We start from the raw sequence: 16,640 nt of genomic DNA, 5'->3' as shown, positions 1-16,640 counted from the left end.
GCCCGGGGTGGGGCGTGTGGGGGCGCGGTCCCGGACCCCGTGGCATGAGTCGTGGTATTGTGTACCACGACTCGGATCGAGGAGCGGGTAGTGCACGGTCCCGGGAGCCGTGGAAGGGCGGGGTGGGGGCGGCTCCGCGCAGCGGCGGGCCCGCAGGCGGCGGACGGCCCGGGCACGCCCCCGAAGCCCTGCCCGGAGGGACAGCGGACGCGGTCCGACGCAGCGGCGGGAAGCCGGTGGGGCCCCCGGGGCCGCGGCGTGCGAGCGCTGCGTCGAAAAATGGGACCATCCGCTGATCCGATTGGGGGATTTGCCCGCCGCGCTCCACACGGGTCGTCGCTCTGCGTGAACTACGCTCGCCATCCGAAGGCAGGGAGAGGAGCGGATCCGTGACGGATTTCGTCGGGCGGCGGCGTGAGCTCAAGGAGCTGCGCGAGGACATCGCGCGGACCGGGCTCGACACCCTCTCCGGCCGGAAGGCCAAGGCGCCCCGGGCGAGGGTGCTGCTCGTCGCCGGGCGGCCGGGCTCCGGCCGGACGGCCCTCGCCGAGGAGTTCGTCCGCGAGGTCGCCGAGGATTATCCCGACGGGGTGCTCCGGACCCGGCTCACGTGCCCCGGAGGGGAGACGGTGGCCACCGAGCGGGCCGTCAGGGGCCTGCTGGAGGGGCTGGGGCGGCCCACCCCGCCCGGGGCCGGCGAGGACGAGCTGAGCTCCGCCCTGCGCACCGCGCTCGACGGGCGGCGGGTGATCATCCTGGTCGACGACGCCGCCGATCCGCACCAGGTCGACGCCCTGCTCCCGGACACCCCCGAGTGCCTCGTCGTGGTCACTGCCGAGGGGCCCCTCACGGGGATCCCCGACGTGCGGCCCTGCACCCTCGGCGGGCTCGACACGCCTTCCGCCGTGGAACTGCTCGCCCAGCACATCGGCGACACCCGCGTCACCGCCGACCCGCGGGCCGCCGACGCCCTCGCCGAGGAGTGCGGCGGCCAGCCCGCCGCGCTCGGTCTCGTCGGCGGATGGCTCGCCGCCCGCCCCAAGGCCTCCGTCTCCGACGTGGCCAAGCAGCTGCACGAGATGCCGGCCAGCACCGGCGGCCCGCTCGCCCGGTGCTTCCGGCTCGTCTACGAGTCCCTGCCGCAGCCCGCCCAGCGGACCCTGCGGCTGCTGCCGCTGGCCCCCGCGGGCCTCGTCGACTCGCACACCGCCTCCGCCCTGGCCGGCTGCTCCCTGGCCGCGGCCCAGGCCACGCTGGACGATTTCGCCGGGCTGGGGCTCGTACGCCCGGCGCGCGACGGGCTGTTCCTGCTGCCCGGCTGTCTCGCACCCCTGCTGCAGGCCCTGCTGGAGGCCAAGGAGCGGCCGGCCGAGGTCCAGCTGGCCCGGGCCCGGATGCTGGAGCGCACCGTGCGGCTGCTGCACTCCTGCCGGGCCATGGCGGCGGCCGACGAGGAGGACGTGCGGGAGGTGCTGGACGGGCTGCCGCGCGCGCTGCGGTTCCCGGACCGGCGGGCCGCCGCCGCCTGGCTGGACACCCGGCTGCCCGCGCTCGCCGCGGCGGCCTCCCTGGCCGTGGCCGACGGGGAGCTGGACACCCTGGCCCGCCGGCTGGTCGCGGCCCTCGTACGGGCCCTGGCGGAGCACCGGGGCACCGCCGGGGCCGCCCCCGAGCTGTACGGACTGCACCGGCTGGTTCTGGACGTGGCCGAGCGCCGCGACCTGCACCGGGAGCAGGCCGCCGCGCTGCTGAACCTGGCCGACCTGGACGCCGAGACCGGCCGGACCCAGGAGGCGCTGGAGCGCTACCGGGCCGCGCTGGACGCCGGAAGGGCGGCGAACGATCCCTACGCGACCGGCCGCGCGATGGAATCCGTAGGCGGTGCGTACCAGGAGCTGGCGGACTGGCACCGGGCCGCCGACTGGTTCGGCCGGGCGCTCTCCCAGGCCCTCGCGCGGGGGGAGCGCGCGGACGAGGCCCGGCTGTACGGACGGCTCGGGAACGTGCACACCTACGCGGGCCGGTACGGGGACGCGCTGCGCAGCTGGCGGGCCGCCGCCGCGGGCTACCGGAAACTGGCCGATGTACCGGGTCAGGCAAAGGCGTTGAGCGAGATGGCGCGGGTCCAGGAGTACGCCGGACGGCCCGAGGAATCGCTGCACACCTGCCGCGAGGCGGTGGAGCTCGCGCGCAAGGCCGGCGACCAGCGACTTCAGGCCGCGCTGCAGGTCCGGCTGGCCGACACGCTCGACCGGCTGGGCGACCCCGCAGCTGCGAGGCTGCACCGCTCCGCAGCCGACAGATTGCTGGGAGACGATCCCGCAGCCTGCGAAATCCGCAGTGATATCGACTGAGATTATTTGTTTGCAAGGCTAGACAGCGCGTCGTCCTTCATTAGACTGGCTTCACCACGACATCCCGTGGTGCATCCCGTTGCGCGTTCTTGTGGGCGGGTATGTATGGAAGTGCCCCGAAAAATCCCCTGAGCCAAGGACCGTGATCGACGATGAAGGTCGGCATCCCCCGCGAGGTCAAGAACAACGAGTTCCGGGTCGCCATCACGCCCGCCGGCGTGCATGAGCTGGTCCGTAACGGCCACCAGGTCTTCATCGAGCAGAACGCCGGTGTCGGCTCCTCGATCACGGACGCCGAGTACGTCTCGGCCGGTGCGGAGATCCTCGGCACCGCCGACGAGGTCTGGGCCACCGCCGACCTGCTGCTGAAGGTCAAGGAGCCGATCGCGGAGGAGTACCACCGCCTCCGCAAGGACCAGACGCTCTTCACCTACCTGCACCTGGCGGCCTCCCGCGAGTGCACGGACGCCCTGCTGGAGTCCGGCACCACCGCCATCGCCTACGAGACGGTCGAGCTCGCGAACCGCGCGCTGCCGCTGCTCGCCCCGATGTCCGAGGTCGCGGGCCGGCTGGCCCCGCAGGTCGGCGCCTACCACCTGATGCGCTCGGCCGGTGGCCGCGGCGTCCTCCCCGGCGGCGTCCCCGGCACCCACGCCGGTGAGTGCGTCGTCATCGGCGGCGGCGTCTCCGGCTGGAACGCCGCGCAGATCGCCATCGGCATGGGCTTCCACGTGACCCTGCTCGACCGCGACATCAACAAGCTCCGCGAGGCCGACAAGATCTTCGGCACGAAGATCAAGACGATCGTCTCCAACGCCTTCGAGCTCGAGAAGGCCGTCGTCGAGGCCGACCTCGTCATCGGCGCGGTTCTGATCCCGGGTGCGAAGGCTCCGAAGCTGGTCACCAACGAGCTCGTCGCCAAGATGAAGCCCGGAAGTGTACTTGTCGACATTGCGATCGACCAGGGCGGCTGCTTCGAGGACTCCCGTCCGACCACTCACGCCGAGCCGACCTTCCAGGTCCACAACTCGGTCTTCTACTGCGTCGCCAACATGCCGGGCGCGGTGCCGAACACCTCCACCTACGCGCTGACGAACGCCACGCTGCCCTACATCGTGCAGCTCGCGAACCTCGGCTGGGTCGAGGCGCTGCGTCGTGACCCCGCGCTCGCGCTGGGCCTCAACACCCATGACGGGCAGGTCGTTTACGGTCCCGTCGCCGAGGCCCACGGCCTCGAGACCCTCGAGCTGAGCACGCTGCTCGGCTGACGCGTCAACGACTGACGTCAATCTCACGTATCCGGCCGGACCTTGCCCCCGAGGTCCGGCCGGACGTGTTTGCGGCGTGCCCCGAGACCCCGCTCAACTCGCCTCGAACGTAACCCTTTAACCCTTTCGCGCACCCGCGAAACTTCCCAGCGACAGCTCGCACGCCCTTGACAGAGTGGTGTTCGGTTACCGACACATCGTGCCGGGTCCGGCGGATTGTGTTGCCGCTGAGTGGTGACACGCCATAGAGTCGCCAACCGTCGGCATGGTGCCACGCTGACCTATCGATAAGTGTCCTGGTCACGTCCGAGGAGGTAAGACGACTTGTGAATGAGTCGACATTTGCCCCTGGGGGTGGTCGAGCAGGGATGCCCGAGCGGGGCCAAGGCCCTACCGGGCTCGAAGCCGTCGGCTCCGTCGCGGTACGCACCTTCGCAAACCACCAGCACATGACGACGCCCCAAAAGAGCATGGACGGCCTAGACGTGAACTCCAGGGCCGGCGACCTGAGCGGCGAAAAGCCCACTGGTTTCGCCGACTACGACAATGTGCCCGAGGGGCACTTCTACGACCCCGACGCGGAGTACGAACCGGACCCCGAGTACGCGGCCACCCTCGCCCCCGACGCTGCCCGCCAGCGTCGTGAGCGGATCGGCCCGACCGGACGCCCGCTTCCGTACTTCCCGATCCCGGGTCCGCTGACCGACCACGGTCCGGCGAAGATCATCGCGATGTGCAACCAGAAGGGCGGCGTGGGCAAGACCACGTCGACCATCAACCTGGGTGCCGCGCTCGCCGAGTACGGGCGCCGCGTGCTGCTCGTCGACTTCGACCCGCAGGGCGCGCTGTCCGTGGGTCTCGGCGTGAACCCGATGGAACTCGACCTGACGGTCTACAACCTGCTCATGGAGCGGGGCATGTCGGCCGACGAGGTGCTGCTCAAGACGGCGGTCCCCAACATGGACCTGCTGCCGAGCAACATCGACCTGTCCGCTGCGGAAGTGCAGTTGGTCAGTGAGGTCGCGCGCGAGTCCACGCTGCAGCGGGCCCTGAAGCCCCTGATGGCCGACTACGACTACATCGTGATCGACTGTCAGCCCTCGCTCGGTCTCCTGACCGTGAACGCCCTGACGGCGGCTCACAAGGTCATCGTCCCGCTGGAGTGCGAGTTCTTCGCGCTGCGCGGCGTGGCGCTGCTGACCGAGACCATCGAGAAGGTGCAGGAGCGGCTCAACCCCGAGCTGGAGCTCGACGGCATCCTCGCCACGATGTACGACTCCCGTACGGTGCACAGCCGTGAGGTGCTGGCGCGCGTCGTCGAGGCCTTCGACGACCACGTCTACCACACGGTCATCGGCCGCACGGTGCGCTTCCCGGAGACCACGGTCGCCGGCGAGCCGATCACGACGTACGCCTCCAACTCCGTCGGGGCCGCCGCCTACCGCCAGCTGGCCAGGGAGGTGCTCGCCCGGTGTCACGCCGAGTGAGTCTGCCCGGAGCCGACGAACTGTTCCGTACGACCGGGGGGATGGCGCTCCAGTCGTCCTCGCCGCGGCGCGGGGTCGAGGAGGCACCCGTCGCGGAGCACTCGGCCAGTTCGGCCGAGGGCACGGCGGGGGAGGGCCGCAGCCGGGAGGCTGAGGCCGGTACGGCGTCCGGCGGGCCCGTCGTGGGGCAGCCGCGGCGACCGCAGGAAGGTTCTGTCAGCCCCGCCGGCCCGGCCGGCGGGGCGGTCACCGCGCCGACCGGCGCGACCCGCCGGGGCAAGGGGCAGGGCCGCGGCGCGAACCGGCGGCCCAGCGGCCGCGAACGGCACGACGAGAAGATCACGGTCTACGTCTCCGCCGAGGAGCTCATGGACCTGGAACACGCGCGGCTGGTGCTGCGCGGGGAGCACGGGCTCGCCGTCGACCGGGGCCGGATCGTCCGCGAGGCGGTGGCGGTCGTCCTCGCCGACCTGGAGTCCCGGGGCGACGCCAGCATCCTGGTCCGCCGCCTGCGCGGCCGCTGACCGCCTGGCGGCCGACTTCCCGGAGCCCCGGCACCCCGCCGGGTTCCGGGCCCTCCCCGGACACCGAGGCCCAGCCGGGCCCGGCACCCCACCTCACCGCGCCGCCGGCACCACCCGCCCCGGAAGAACGCGGCCGCGCCGTTGCCGGCGCAGCACCTCCACACGCCCCCTGCGGGCGCCAGCCCACCGCCGTGCGATGCACCCCCCCCTCGCCGCGCCCCGGCGGGAGCACCCGGCCCGGCGAACCGTCGTGCAACGCGCTTGCACCGGAGGCCGTGCCCCGGCGGACCTTCCGGCCACAGCACCAGAGGCCTTGCGGGCGTCGGCCGCTCTCTGCCGTGCGATGCACCCTCCCTCGCCGCGCCCCGGCGGGAGCACCCGGCCCGGGCGAACCGTCGTGCAACGTGCCGCACCGGAGGCCGTGCCCCGGCGGACCTTCCGGCCACAGCACCAGAGGCCTTGCGGGCGTCGGCCGCTCTCTGCCGTGCGATGCACCCCCTCGCCGCGCCCCGGCGGGTCTTCCCGGCGGCAGCACTAGGCTGCTCGTGGCTGTCACCCAGCCCGCCGCCGCTGCCCCTGCGCACCACCTGGACCGCGATGCCCTTCCCCGCCGAACCCGGCCGACCGCCCCGGCGCCTGCTGGGGCGCGGCCCCGGCAACCCTGCCGCGGCCGACGGGGGAGCGGGCCCCGAAGCCCCTGACGCGCCCGCTGCGCCTCCTGCGGCGGCGGAGGGCGGCCTGGAGTCCCGGGAGACCTCCGGCCCCCCGGACGGGCCCGCAGACCCTCCGCAGGAGCAGCCCGGGCCCGAGCAGGCCGACACGCTGCCGGACGGCACCCGGGGCGATGGCCCCGCCCCCGCGCTCCCCACCACAAGCACGCGGGCCGGGGCCGCTGCCGCCCCCGTCGCCATCGCCGGCGGCAGGGCGGAGCCGGGCGCGTTCGCTGCGCGGCCCGCGGTGGTGGACGGTGGCGCCGAGCCGCGGGAGACTTCCGGGCGTCTGGAGGGGCCCGCAGAGCCCCAGCGGGAGCAACCCGGGCCGGGGGAAGCCGAGGCCGACGCGTCGGCGGACGGCGCCCCGGCCGGCAGGCCTGCCGGCGCGCTTCCCGCCGCAGGCCCGGCGGGAGCCGGGGACACTCCCACCTCCGCCGAAGGTGCCTCTGGCGAGGGTCCTGCTGCCCCGGGCAGCCCGGCCGTAGACGCGGACGCTGCCGGCCCTCCCAGCGGTGGCCCCGCCGAGGTCGCCGCAGCCTCCGCCGCAGGCGGCCCGGTCGACGCTGGAGACGCCGCAGGCGAGCGTGCTGCTGCCGCAGGCGGCCCGGCGGGGGGCAGGGGGACTCCCACTTTCGCCGGAGGCGACTCTGGGGAGGCCCCTGCTGTCCCGGCCAGCCCGGCCGTAGACGCGGACGCTGCCGGCCTCGCCAGCGGGGGCCCGGCCGAGGGTTCCGCAACCCCCGCCGCGGCCGGTCCGGCCGGAGTCGAGACCTCTGCCACGCCTGCCGCAGGCGGCCCGGCGGGGACTCCCACTTCCGCCGGAGGTGACTCTGGCGAGGAGCCTGCGGCCCCGGCCTGCCCGGCCGTAGACGCTGCCGGCGGTGGCCCGGCCGAGGCTGACGCAGCCCCCGCCGGTGGCGGCCCCGTCGGGGCCAGGGGTGGTGCCGGCCCTGCTGGGGTGCCTGCCGGCCCCGCCGGAGGCGACGGGCGGTTCACGTTGCGGCTCGACAACTTCGAGGGGCCCTTCGACCTGCTGCTCCAGCTGATCTCGCGGCACAAGCTCGACGTCACCGAAGTGGCGCTGTCCAAGGTCACCGACGAGTTCATGGCCCACATCCGGGCCATGGGACCGGACTGGGACCTCGACCAGACCACCGAGTTCCTCGTCGTCGCCGCCACCCTTCTCGACCTGAAGGCCGCCCGGCTGCTGCCGGCCGCCGAGGTCGAGGACGAGGGGGACCTCGCCCTCCTCGAGGCCCGGGACCTGCTCTTCGCGCGCCTGCTGCAGTACCGCGCGTACAAGCAGATCGCCGAGATCTTCGAAGGGCGGGCCGAGGCCGAGGGGCGGCGGTACCCGAGGACCGTCGGGCTGGAGCCGCACCACGCGGACCTCCTGCCCGAGGTCGTCATCAGCATCGGAGCCGAAGGGTTCGCCCGGCTCGCCATCAAGGCCATGCAGCCGAAGGCCAGGCCCCAGGTGTACGTGGACCACATCCACGCGCCCCTCGTCAGCGTGCGCGAGCAGGCCGGGCTCGTGGTGCGGATGCTGAAGGCGCGCGGGGAGGCGACCTTCCAGGAGCTCACCGAGGACGCCGACGACACCCTCACCGTCGTCGCGCGCTTCCTGGCCCTCCTGGAGCTCTACCGGGAGAAGGCGGTGGTCCTCGACCAGGAGGAGGCCCTGCAGACCCTCACCGTGCGCTGGAGCGGCGGGGACGGTGACGGCATGCCGACCGTGACCGACGAGTTCGACCAGATCGTGGAGGCGAAGGATTGAGCAGCGAAGCGAGCGCGGTGGCCGCGCTGGAGCTGAAGCCGGCCCTGGAAGCCGTGCTCATGGTCGTGGACGAGCCCGCGACCGAGGCGCACCTCGCGAAGGTGCTGGAGCGGACCCCGCGCGAGGTCGCGCACGCGCTGCGCGAGCTCGCCGACGAGTACACGGCCGCGCGCCGGGGATTCGAGCTGCGCCTGGTCGCGGGCGGCTGGCGGTTCTACAGCCGGGCGGAGTACGCCCCGGCCGTCGAGGGGTTCGTACTGGACGGCCAGCAGGCCCGGCTCACCCAGGCGGCCCTGGAGACCCTGGCGGTCGTCGCGTACCGCCAGCCGGTGAGCCGCTCGCGGGTCTCGGCGGTGCGCGGAGTCAACTGCGACGGGGTCATGCGGACGCTCCTCCAGCGCGGTCTGGTGGAGGAGGCGGGGACGGAACCCGAAACAGGTGCGATCCTGTACAGGACGACGAACCACTTTTTGGAGCGGATGGGCCTACGAGGCCTGGACGAGCTCCCGGAGCTCGCGCCCTTCCTCCCCGAGGCGGACGCGATCGAAGCCGAGACGCAAGAAGGTGTGCCGTCGTTCGATCCGGACTCACCGGATACCGATGAAGACGACGACAAGACGACGGAACTTTGATGCGAAGCAGCGGCAACGGCAACGGTGGCGGCAACAGGAACAGCGGCGGCGGTGGTGGCGGACGCGGCGGTAACTCCCGCGGCGGCTCCTCCTCCGGCGGCAACTACCGGGGCGGTGGCTCCTCCGGCGGTGGCAGTTCCCGCGGCGGCTCCTCCTCCGGCGGCAACTACCGGGGCGGTGGCTCCTCCGGCGGTGGCGGTTCCCGCGGCGGCAGCTCCCGCGGCGGCTCCACCGGAGGCGGCGGCGGTTACCGGGGCGGCAGCTCCGGCGGCGGCTACCAGGGCGGTGGCGGCTACCAGGGCGGCGGCTCGGACGCGCGCGACCGCGACCAGGCTCCGCCGCCGCGGATCCGCAACCCGCGCCCCGAGGAGCGCCGCTACGACGTGGGCCCCGAGGGCGAGCGCAGCGGTCGCAGCGGCCCCAAGGCCGGCGGCGGCGGCGCCCGTGGCGCGGCCGCGCGCGGTGGCGCCAAGGGCGGCCCCAAGACCTCCAAGACCCCCGGCATCGGCGGGGCCGGCGGCCCGCGCAGCGGCCCGGGCAGCCGCAGCGGCCAGTCCCGCCCGCGCGAGCTGGACGCGCGCATCGAGGAGCGCGTGCGCGACCGGTACGCCGACAAGCCCGTGATCAAGACCCCGAAGACCTTCCCGGGTGCCGAGGAGGAGGGGGAGCGTCTGCAGAAGGTGCTCGCCCGCGCCGGCATGGGTTCGCGCCGCGCCTGCGAGGAGCTCATCGAGCAGGCCCGTGTCGAGGTCAACGGCCAGATCGTGCTGGAGCAGGGCAAGCGCGTCCAGCCGAAGGACGAGATCAAGGTGGACGGCCTGACCGTCGCCACCCAGTCGTACCTGTTCTTCGCGCTGAACAAGCCCGCCGGTGTCGTCTCCACGATGGAGGACCCCGACGGCCGCCAGTGCCTCGGCGACTACGTCACCAACCGTGAGACGCGTCTCTTCCACGTCGGCCGGCTCGACACCGAGACCGAGGGCATCATCCTGCTCACCAACCACGGTGAGCTGGCCCACCGCCTCACGCACCCGAAGTACGGCGTGAAGAAGACCTACGTCGCCGCCATCACCGGCCCGCTGCCGCGCGAGATCGGCAAGCGCCTCAAGGACGGCATCGAGCTGGAGGACGGATACGCCCGCGCCGACCACTTCCGCGTCGTCGACCAGGTCGGCAAGAACTACCTGGTCGAGGTCACCCTCCACGAGGGCCGCAAGCACATCGTCCGCCGCATGATGGCGGAGGCCGGCTTCCCGGTCGAGAAGCTCGTCCGGACCTCCTTCGGGCCGATCGAGCTGGGCGACCAGAAGTCCGGGTGGCTGCGCCGCCTGACCAACACCGAGGTCGGCATGCTGATGCGCGAGGTCGGTCTCTAACAGCCAGTCCCGGTCGCCGCACAGGCGGCGGCCGGCCCGTTCCCGGAAAACCCGCGGTGCCCTGAGGGCGCCGCGGGTTTTCTGCTTGTCGGGGACCCCGATCCCTGTTTATAGTCAACCTGACCATTAAGCAGAGAGAGGGGGTCGGCATGAGCTGGACCATGGGCTGGACCGAGGTGCTCGGCTTCGCCACCGGCGCCCTGTGCGTCTGGCTGGTCGCCCGGCAGCACGTCGCCAACTGGCCGATCGGCATCGCCAACAACATCTTCTTCATCGTGCTCTTCGCCCAGGCCGGCCTCTACGCCGATGCCGGGCTCCAGATCGTCTTCATCGCCCTCGCCGCCTACGGCTGGTGGTTCTGGACCCACGGGGGTGGACCAGGATCCGCCGAGGCCCTGCCGGTGCGCCGCACCACGCGCACCGAATGGGCCGCGCTCGCCGCGGCGGGGGCGGTGACGGTGCTCGGGCTGACGCTGCTGCTGAGCCGGGCCACCGACTCCACCGTCCCGTTCTGGGACGCGCTGACCACCGGGCTCTCGCTCGTCGCCACGTACGGGCAGTGCCGCAAGCTCGTGGAGTCCTGGTGGCTGTGGATCGCCGCCGACCTCGTCTACATCCCGCTCTACGCGCACAAGGGGCTCTACCTGACCTCCGCGCTCTACGCGGGCTTCCTCGTCCTGTGCGTGGCCGGACTCCTCGGCTGGCGGCGCACGCTGCCCGCGCGGGACGCCCGTACGGCCGCGGGGGCGACGGCATGAGGAGGCACGGGCACGGCCTGGTCCTCGGCAAGTTCTACCCGCCGCACGCCGGGCACCACCACCTCGTGCGCACCGCCCAGGACCAGTGCGAGCGGCTGACCGTGCTGGTGTGCGCGGCTTCGGTGGAGTCGGTCCCGCTCGCCGACCGGGTCGCCTGGATGCGCGAGGCGCACCCCGGGGCCCACGTCGTCGGCGCGGTCGACGACATCCCCGTCGACCTGCACGACCCCGAGATCTGGGAGGCGCACATGGCGGTCTTCCGCAGTGCGGTCCCCGGGCGGGTGGACGCCGTGTTCACCTCGGAGGAGTACGGGAGCGAGCTCGCCCGGCGGTTCGGCGCCGAGGAGGTCCTGGTGGACCGCGAGCGGACGCTGTTCCCGGTGTCCGGGACGGCGGTCCGCAGGGACCCGGTCGGCTCCTGGGAGTTCCTCGGGCCGGCCGTGCGCGCCGCGCTGACCCGGCGGGTCGTCGTCCTGGGCGCGGAGTCCACCGGGACCACCACGCTGTCGCGGGCCCTGGCGGACCACTACCGGCGGCGCGGCGGCGTCTGGGCCAAGACCGGCTGGGTCGCCGAGTACGGCCGCCGGTACAGCGAGGAGAAGCTGGCGGCGGCCCGCGCGGCCGACCCGGCGGCGTCCTGGGCGGACGTGTCCTTCACCTCGGAGGAGTTCCCGGTCATCTCGCGCCGCCAGGACGCGGACGAGGAGCAGGCCGCCCGGCTCGGCTCCCCGGTGCTGTTCTGCGACACCGACTCCTTCGCGACCGGGATCTGGCACGAGCGGTACATGGGCGACCGCAACCCCGAGGTCGAGCGGATCGCCGCCCTGACCCGACGGGACCTGTACCTGCTGACCGACCACGCGGACGTGCCCTTCGAGGACGACGGACTGCGGGACGGGCCGCAGCTCAGGCCATGGATGACCGGGCGGTTCCGGGCGGAACTGGAGCGCACCGGGAGGCGTTTCCTCGTCGTGCGCGGGGACCGGGCGGCCCGGCTGGAAACGGCCGCCCGGGCCGTGGACGAGCTGCTGGCCGAGGGCTGGCACTTCACCGACCCCCTTCCGGAGAACCGATGACCGCCGGCTACGACCCGTACGCCTTCGAGCCGTTCGCGGTGACGGTCGACCTGGCCGTGTTCACCGTGCGCGACGCGGCCCTGCACGTGCTGCTGATCCGGCGCGGCCAGGAGCCGTACGCGGGGGCCTGGGCCCTGCCCGGGGGCTTCGTCCTGCCGCGGGAGTCCGCGGAGGCGGCCGCCCGGCGCGAACTGGCCGAGGAGACCGGCCTGCCGGAGCGGGTGGTGGCGGCGCTCCACCTGGAGCAGCTGCGCACGTACAGCGAACCGGACCGGGATCCGCGGATGCGGGTCGTCTCGGTGGCCTTCACGGCCCTCGTCCCGGACATGCCCGAGCCGGCGGCGGAGGGCGGCGGGGACGCGGCGCACGCCCGCTGGCTGCCGGTCGGGGAGGTCTGCGACCTGGCCTTCGACCACGCCGTGATCCTGGCGGACGCACGGGAGCGGATCGGCTCGAAGCTGGAGTACACCTGCCTGGCCACCGCCTTCTGCCCGCCCGAGTTCACCCTGGGCGAGCTCCGGGCCGTCTACGAGACCGTCTGGGACACCGCCCTCGACCGCCCCAACTTCCGCCGCAAGGTCCTGACGACGCCCGGGTTCGTCGAGGCCGTTCCGGGCGCCGCCCGGCTGACCGGCGGCCGCGGCAAACCGGCCGCCCTCTACCGGCCCGGCCCGGCGACCGCCCTCCATCCCCCTCTGCTCCGACCGGAAGGACCCACTCGATGACCAAGCGAGCCGCGACGGGCGCCCTGATAGGCCTGGCCCTGGGCGACGCCCTCGGCTTCCCGACCGAGTTCAACGACGTGCCCTCGATCCTGGCCAAGACGGGCCCCTGGCGGGAGATGAAGCTCCCGCGCCCGGCGATCGTCACGGACGACACCCAGATGACCCTCGCCCTCGCGCGCGGGATGCGCACCGCCATGGAGCGCGGCCCGATCGGCCCGCTGCGCCTGGCCCGCCCGGTCCGCGAGGAGTTCGTCGACTGGTACCACTCCCCGGAGAACAACCGGGCACCGGGGAACACCTGCCTCAAGGCCTGCAGCCTCCTGAACCAGCCCGAACGGGACTGGCGGGACGCCAGCCAGCTCGGCTCCAAGGGCTGCGGCGCGAACATGCGCGTGGTCCCGGTCGGGCTGGTGCCTGGCTGGACGGACGAGGAGCGGGCGGGCGCCGCCCAGCTCCAGTCGGCCCTCACCCACGGCCACCCCACGGCGCTCGCCGCCTCCGACCTGACGGCGCGGGCGGTGCACCTGCTGGCCGCGGGCACCGAGGTGACGGGCCTGGTCGGACGGCTGCGCTCGTACGCCCTGGAGAACCGCACCCGCTACCACGAGCGCTGGCTCGGCGACCTCTGGATGCGGACCGCCAGCGACGCCTCGCCCGAGTCCTTCATGGCGCGGGGCTGGGACGAGTGCCTGGCGGTCCTCGACCGGCTGGCGGCCGCTCTGCGGTCCCCCTCCCCGGAGACCGACCCCTGCCTGACCACCGGCGACGGCTGGATCGCCGAGGAGGCCCTCGCCACGGCCCTCCAGTGCTTCCTCCTCTTCCCCGACGAGCCCCTGCTGGCCCTGCGCCGCGCGGCCTGCACGCGGGGCGACTCGGACTCCATCGCCTGCCTCGCCGGCGCCTTCGCCGGAGCCCACCTCGGCGCCGACGTCTGGCCCCGGGACTGGGAGGGCCGCATCGAGTACCGGGACGAACTCCTGGCCTTCGGAACCCTCTGGGATGCTTGATCCATGCTGGACGCACTGAGTCTCGACCTGACCCCCGTCGTGGCGGAGCAGCCCGATCCGCTGCTCTTCGCCACGGTGTCGGGAGCCCACCTGTACGGCTTCCCGTCCCGGGACTCCGACATCGACCTGCGGGGCGCCCACCTCCTGCCGGCGCAGGCCCTCCTCGGCCTGCGCGAACCGGAGGAGACCCGCACCCGCATGTGGGACCGGGACGACGTGGAGATGGACCTCGTCACGCACGACCTGCGCAAGTTCGTCCGCCTGATGCTGAACCGCAACGGCTACGTCCTGGAGCAGCTGCTCTCCCCGCTCGTGGTCCACACGACACCGGCACACCAGGAGCTGATCGCGCTGGCCCCGGGCGTGCTGACCTCCCACCACGCCCACCACTACCGGGGGTTCGCCAACACGCAGTGGCGGCTCTTCGAGAAGGCCGCCGAACTCAAGCCGCTGCTCTACGCGTTCCGGGCGCTGCTCACCGGCATCCACCTGATGCGGTCGGGCGCGGTGCAGGCGCACCTGCCGACCCTGCTGGCCGAGGTGCCCGAGGCGCCCCCGTACCTCGCCGCCCTGATCGAGGCGAAGGTCGCCGCCGAACACGGGGGCTACGAGGGTCCGGCCCTCGGCGGGGTGCGCGCGGACTTCGAGGCGCTGCACGCGGTGCTGGACGCGGCGCAGTCCGCCTCCGCGCTGCCCGAGCACGGGTCGGCGTACGACGCCCTCGACGAGTTCGTCGTACGGCGCCGGGCGCTACGCGACTGACGCGCGGCGGGCCCGGACCAGGAAGTCCTCGACGCGGGCACGGTCCGGCTCCGCGGGCAGGGGAGTGGTGGCCAGGGCGGTCTCGGTCTCCTCCTCGAGGCGGGCCATCCAGGCGTCGGCCTCGTCCCAGGTGAGCTCCCCGCGGCGGACGGCGAGGAGGCGGTCGCGGTGCGGGCCGGCGTCGACGGTCAGGCGGCCGGTGCGCAGCAGGTCGCGGCAGGACAGCAGCAGGCGCAGCAGGTGCATGGCGTGCTTCCAGCGCGGGGCGCCGTGGACGCGGACGTCGGCGAGGAGTTTGCCGCGCTGGGAGGCCGCGTACCGGCTGAAGCTGGTGTGGGCCCGGCGGGAGAGGAAGGCCTCGCGCAGCGACAACAGTTCCTCGCCCACCGGCGTGAGCTCGTCCACCAGAGGGGAGTGCAGGCACTCCAGGATGTTCGGGTTGGCCCGCAGCGCGAGTTCGCAGAAGCGCTCCAACTCCCAGGAGAACTCCTCGTCCCGCGGCCCCTCCACGTGCGTGGGGGGCTTCTCGAACCGCCAGAACAGCGGCGTCGGGGCGAGGTAGACACCGCGCCGGTCGGTGTCGCTCGCCTCCGTCGCCAGCCCGAACGCCCGGGAGCCCGTCACACATCGGTAGACCGTGTGGTCCCGTACCAGCGTCAGATCGTCCATGCGGGGAGCGTAGGCGCCTGACCTGCCGCTATGCGAGCGAGATATTGCCGTCCGCCGCGACCTTGATCTTCTTCTCCGCCAGTCCCTTGGTCGCCGGACCCTTGGTCACCGCGCCGTCCGTGATCGCGAACGTGCTGCCGTGGCAGGGGCAGTCGATGCTGCCGTTCTCCACCTTGTTGACCAGGCAGCCCTGGTGTGGGCAGACCGCCGTGAAGCAGCGGAAGGATCCGGCCGTGGGCTGGGTGACCACGAGCTTCTCCTTCTTGAGGATCATGCCGCCGCCCTTGGGCACGTCCGCGGTCTTGGCGAGGACCTCCGCGCCCGCCGAACCGGATTCCGGGGTCGCGGCGGTGGGGGCGGTGGAGGCGGCGGGTGCGGACGCCGCCCCGTTCGTTTCTCCCTGGGGGGTCTTCTCACCGTCACTGCCGCAGGCGGTGAGCGCACCGCCCGCCAGGGCGGCCGCGCCCGCCGCCAGTACCGTGCGCCGGGCGGTGTGCGTGGGGTCGCTCATGAGTCTCTCCTCGCGTTGTTGCCGGGAAGGGCGTGCAGCATCCTGGCCTGCGGCGAGCCTCAGGTGAAGCGTGCCGCGCCGTTTCACAGGCCCGGTTCCCACGGGGCCAGTGAGGCAGGACTGCCAGGTGTGCGTACGACCTCCCACACGTGGATCACGGCCTCCCGGTTCAGCGGGCCGTGAACATGCGGGTAGCGGCCGCCCGATTCACCCTCCCGGCGGACCTCCGCGGTCAGGGCGTCCTCGTCGAGCTCCACGGCGAGCAACGTGCCCGGCACCTCGCGGTAGCGCGCGTCGGCGATCGCGAGCGCCGTGGGGCGATCGGCCGAACAGTGCACGAAACCCTCCGAGTCCAGCGAGGGCGGGGCGAACGGGAGCCCGGGCGCGGCGGCCCAGTCGGCGAGCGGGACGATGTGGAAGATCATGCCGATCGTTCTACCGCAGCGGCCGGGGACCCGCGCACCAGGTGGCGGCATGAGGTGAGGTGCGTGAGATTGTCCGTGTCTCGAAGCCGGGTGCGGCGCTCATCGGCGCGGCCCGGTCCCTCTTCGAAAGGCAGGACCATGGCGGGTAACGACCTCGGCTCCCTTCCCGGCGGCCTCCTCGGGGGCGGCGGCGAGGGCAGGCGCGGCGGCGGCGCCGACATCCTCGGCTCGCTGCTCGGCGCGCTCTCGGGCGGCGGCGCCGGCCATGCGGCCGGCAGCAACGGCGCGAACAATCCGCTCGGCGGCCTGCTGGACATGCTGGCCAGGTCGGGCCTCGCCGACCAGGCGCAGTCCTGGGTCGGCACCGGCGAGAACAAGCCCGTCAGCGCCGACCAGATCAAGGAGGCGCTGCCGGACGGAGCCCTGCAGCAGGCCGCGGAACAGGCCGGCATCTCCCCGGAGCAGGCCGCCGACGAGATCGCGCAGGTCCTGCCGCAAGCGGTCGACAAGCTGACGCCGCAGGGGCAGGTCCCGTCGGGCTCGCTGGAGGACATACTCAAGGCGCAGGCACTCTGA

General features: G+C 73.3%; 16 protein-coding genes. 13 read left to right on the top strand and 3 right to left on the bottom strand.

Annotation, left to right across the window (positions count from 1 at the left end; translation table 11 throughout):
- Positions 1-389 precede the first annotated feature (389 nt).
- The 12 genes from PV721_RS20025 to PV721_RS19970 all read left to right on the top strand — a co-directional run bounded on the left by PV721_RS20025 (position 390) and on the right by PV721_RS19970 (position 14,459).
- On the top strand, positions 390-2,354 hold the full coding sequence (locus PV721_RS20025; protein WP_319726263.1) for a tetratricopeptide repeat protein: 1,965 nt from the start codon (positions 390-392) through the stop codon (positions 2,352-2,354).
- 152 nt (positions 2,355-2,506) lie between these two features.
- Positions 2,507-3,622 carry an alanine dehydrogenase gene (ald, locus tag PV721_RS20020; RefSeq protein WP_030720084.1) on the top strand — a complete coding sequence of 372 codons (1,116 nt, stop codon included), beginning with the start codon at positions 2,507-2,509 and terminating at the stop codon, positions 3,620-3,622.
- A 368-nt stretch (positions 3,623-3,990) separates the two neighbouring features.
- Positions 3,991-5,109, top strand: coding sequence for a ParA family protein (locus PV721_RS20015; protein ID WP_319726258.1), 1,119 nt, complete (start codon positions 3,991-3,993; stop codon positions 5,107-5,109).
- Positions 5,094-5,633 (top strand): hypothetical protein, encoded by a 540-nt coding sequence (locus tag PV721_RS20010; protein WP_319726256.1) that lies wholly within the window; start codon positions 5,094-5,096, stop codon positions 5,631-5,633. The genes PV721_RS20015 and PV721_RS20010 overlap by 16 nt, the downstream gene beginning before the upstream one ends.
- A 1,671-nt stretch (positions 5,634-7,304) precedes the next feature.
- The gene (locus tag PV721_RS43975) at positions 7,305-8,123 is read left to right on the top strand and encodes a segregation and condensation protein A (protein WP_416371144.1); all 819 of its coding nucleotides are present in this window, start codon (positions 7,305-7,307) and stop codon (positions 8,121-8,123) included.
- A 59-nt stretch (positions 8,124-8,182) separates the two neighbouring features.
- Positions 8,183-8,755: an SMC-Scp complex subunit ScpB gene (gene scpB / locus PV721_RS20000; RefSeq protein ID WP_401258291.1), complete on the top strand. Its 573-nt coding sequence runs from the start codon at positions 8,183-8,185 to the stop codon at positions 8,753-8,755.
- A complete protein-coding gene (locus PV721_RS19995; protein WP_319726250.1) occupies positions 8,755-10,131 on the top strand; it encodes a pseudouridine synthase in 1,377 nt (458 codons plus the stop codon). Before scpB ends, PV721_RS19995 begins: the two co-directional genes overlap by 1 nt.
- Positions 10,132-10,280: 149 nt before the next feature.
- The gene (pnuC, locus tag PV721_RS19990) at positions 10,281-10,889 is read left to right on the top strand and encodes a nicotinamide riboside transporter PnuC (RefSeq protein ID WP_319726248.1); all 609 of its coding nucleotides are present in this window, start codon (positions 10,281-10,283) and stop codon (positions 10,887-10,889) included.
- Positions 10,886-11,965, top strand: coding sequence for an AAA family ATPase (locus PV721_RS19985; RefSeq protein ID WP_319726245.1), 1,080 nt, complete (start codon positions 10,886-10,888; stop codon positions 11,963-11,965). Before pnuC ends, PV721_RS19985 begins: the two co-directional genes overlap by 4 nt.
- Complete coding sequence (locus PV721_RS19980) at positions 11,962-12,690, top strand: NUDIX hydrolase (protein WP_319726244.1); 729 nt, start codon at positions 11,962-11,964, stop codon at positions 12,688-12,690. Before PV721_RS19985 ends, PV721_RS19980 begins: the two co-directional genes overlap by 4 nt.
- The gene (locus tag PV721_RS19975) at positions 12,687-13,697 is read left to right on the top strand and encodes an ADP-ribosylglycohydrolase family protein (RefSeq protein WP_319726241.1); all 1,011 of its coding nucleotides are present in this window, start codon (positions 12,687-12,689) and stop codon (positions 13,695-13,697) included. Before PV721_RS19980 ends, PV721_RS19975 begins: the two co-directional genes overlap by 4 nt.
- 3 nt (positions 13,698-13,700) lie before the next feature.
- The gene (locus tag PV721_RS19970; protein ID WP_319726238.1) at positions 13,701-14,459 is read left to right on the top strand and encodes a DNA polymerase beta superfamily protein; all 759 of its coding nucleotides are present in this window, start codon (positions 13,701-13,703) and stop codon (positions 14,457-14,459) included.
- On the opposite strand, the gene PV721_RS19965 is transcribed toward PV721_RS19970, so the two are convergent.
- The 3 genes from PV721_RS19965 to PV721_RS19955 form a co-directional block, all read right to left on the bottom strand.
- Positions 14,448-15,128 carry a DNA polymerase beta superfamily protein gene (locus PV721_RS19965; RefSeq protein WP_319726235.1) on the bottom strand — a complete coding sequence of 227 codons (681 nt, stop codon included), beginning with the start codon at positions 15,126-15,128 and terminating at the stop codon, positions 14,448-14,450. The genes PV721_RS19970 and PV721_RS19965 overlap by 12 nt on opposite strands.
- A gap of 28 nt (positions 15,129-15,156) precedes the next feature.
- On the bottom strand, positions 15,157-15,639 hold the full coding sequence (locus tag PV721_RS19960) for a Rieske (2Fe-2S) protein (RefSeq protein WP_319726232.1): 483 nt from the start codon (positions 15,637-15,639) through the stop codon (positions 15,157-15,159).
- A gap of 83 nt (positions 15,640-15,722) precedes the next feature.
- The gene (locus PV721_RS19955) at positions 15,723-16,064 is read right to left on the bottom strand and encodes a DUF952 domain-containing protein (RefSeq protein WP_319726229.1); all 342 of its coding nucleotides are present in this window, start codon (positions 16,062-16,064) and stop codon (positions 15,723-15,725) included.
- A 54-nt stretch (positions 16,065-16,118) separates the two neighbouring features.
- Between PV721_RS19955 and PV721_RS19950 the strand changes: the two genes are divergently transcribed.
- Positions 16,119-16,640 (top strand): YidB family protein, encoded by a 522-nt coding sequence (locus tag PV721_RS19950; protein WP_416371143.1) that lies wholly within the window; start codon positions 16,119-16,121, stop codon positions 16,638-16,640.

Origin of the sequence: Streptomyces sp. MB09-01, assembly GCF_033794505.1 — a bacterium.
Taxonomy (GTDB): Bacteria; Actinomycetota; Actinomycetes; order Streptomycetales; family Streptomycetaceae; genus Streptomyces.
The sequence above is the reverse complement of the archived record's forward strand: the minus strand, read 5'-3'. Positions and strand labels throughout refer to the sequence as shown.

Excerpts from the sequence above, each read along its gene's own strand:
- PV721_RS20015 (WP_319726258.1), top strand. The coding sequence starts at position 3,991 with ATGCCCGAGCGGGGCCAAGGCCCTACCGGGCTCGAAGCCGTCGGCTCC.
- PV721_RS19975 (WP_319726241.1), top strand. The coding sequence starts at position 12,687 with ATGACCAAGCGAGCCGCGACGGGCGCCCTGATAGGCCTGGCCCTGGGC.
- PV721_RS19980 (WP_319726244.1), top strand. The coding sequence starts at position 11,962 with ATGACCGCCGGCTACGACCCGTACGCCTTCGAGCCGTTCGCGGTGACG.
- PV721_RS19960 (WP_319726232.1), bottom strand. The coding sequence starts at position 15,639 with ATGAGCGACCCCACGCACACCGCCCGGCGCACGGTACTGGCGGCGGGC.
- PV721_RS19955 (WP_319726229.1), bottom strand. The coding sequence starts at position 16,064 with ATGATCTTCCACATCGTCCCGCTCGCCGACTGGGCCGCCGCGCCCGGG.
- pnuC (WP_319726248.1), top strand. The coding sequence starts at position 10,281 with ATGAGCTGGACCATGGGCTGGACCGAGGTGCTCGGCTTCGCCACCGGC.
- PV721_RS19965 (WP_319726235.1), bottom strand. The coding sequence starts at position 15,128 with ATGGACGATCTGACGCTGGTACGGGACCACACGGTCTACCGATGTGTG.
- scpB (WP_401258291.1), top strand. The coding sequence starts at position 8,183 with ATGGTCGTGGACGAGCCCGCGACCGAGGCGCACCTCGCGAAGGTGCTG.
- PV721_RS19970 (WP_319726238.1), top strand. The coding sequence starts at position 13,701 with ATGCTGGACGCACTGAGTCTCGACCTGACCCCCGTCGTGGCGGAGCAG.
- ald (WP_030720084.1), top strand. The coding sequence starts at position 2,507 with ATGAAGGTCGGCATCCCCCGCGAGGTCAAGAACAACGAGTTCCGGGTC.
- PV721_RS19995 (WP_319726250.1), top strand. The coding sequence starts at position 8,755 with ATGCGAAGCAGCGGCAACGGCAACGGTGGCGGCAACAGGAACAGCGGC.
- PV721_RS19985 (WP_319726245.1), top strand. The coding sequence starts at position 10,886 with ATGAGGAGGCACGGGCACGGCCTGGTCCTCGGCAAGTTCTACCCGCCG.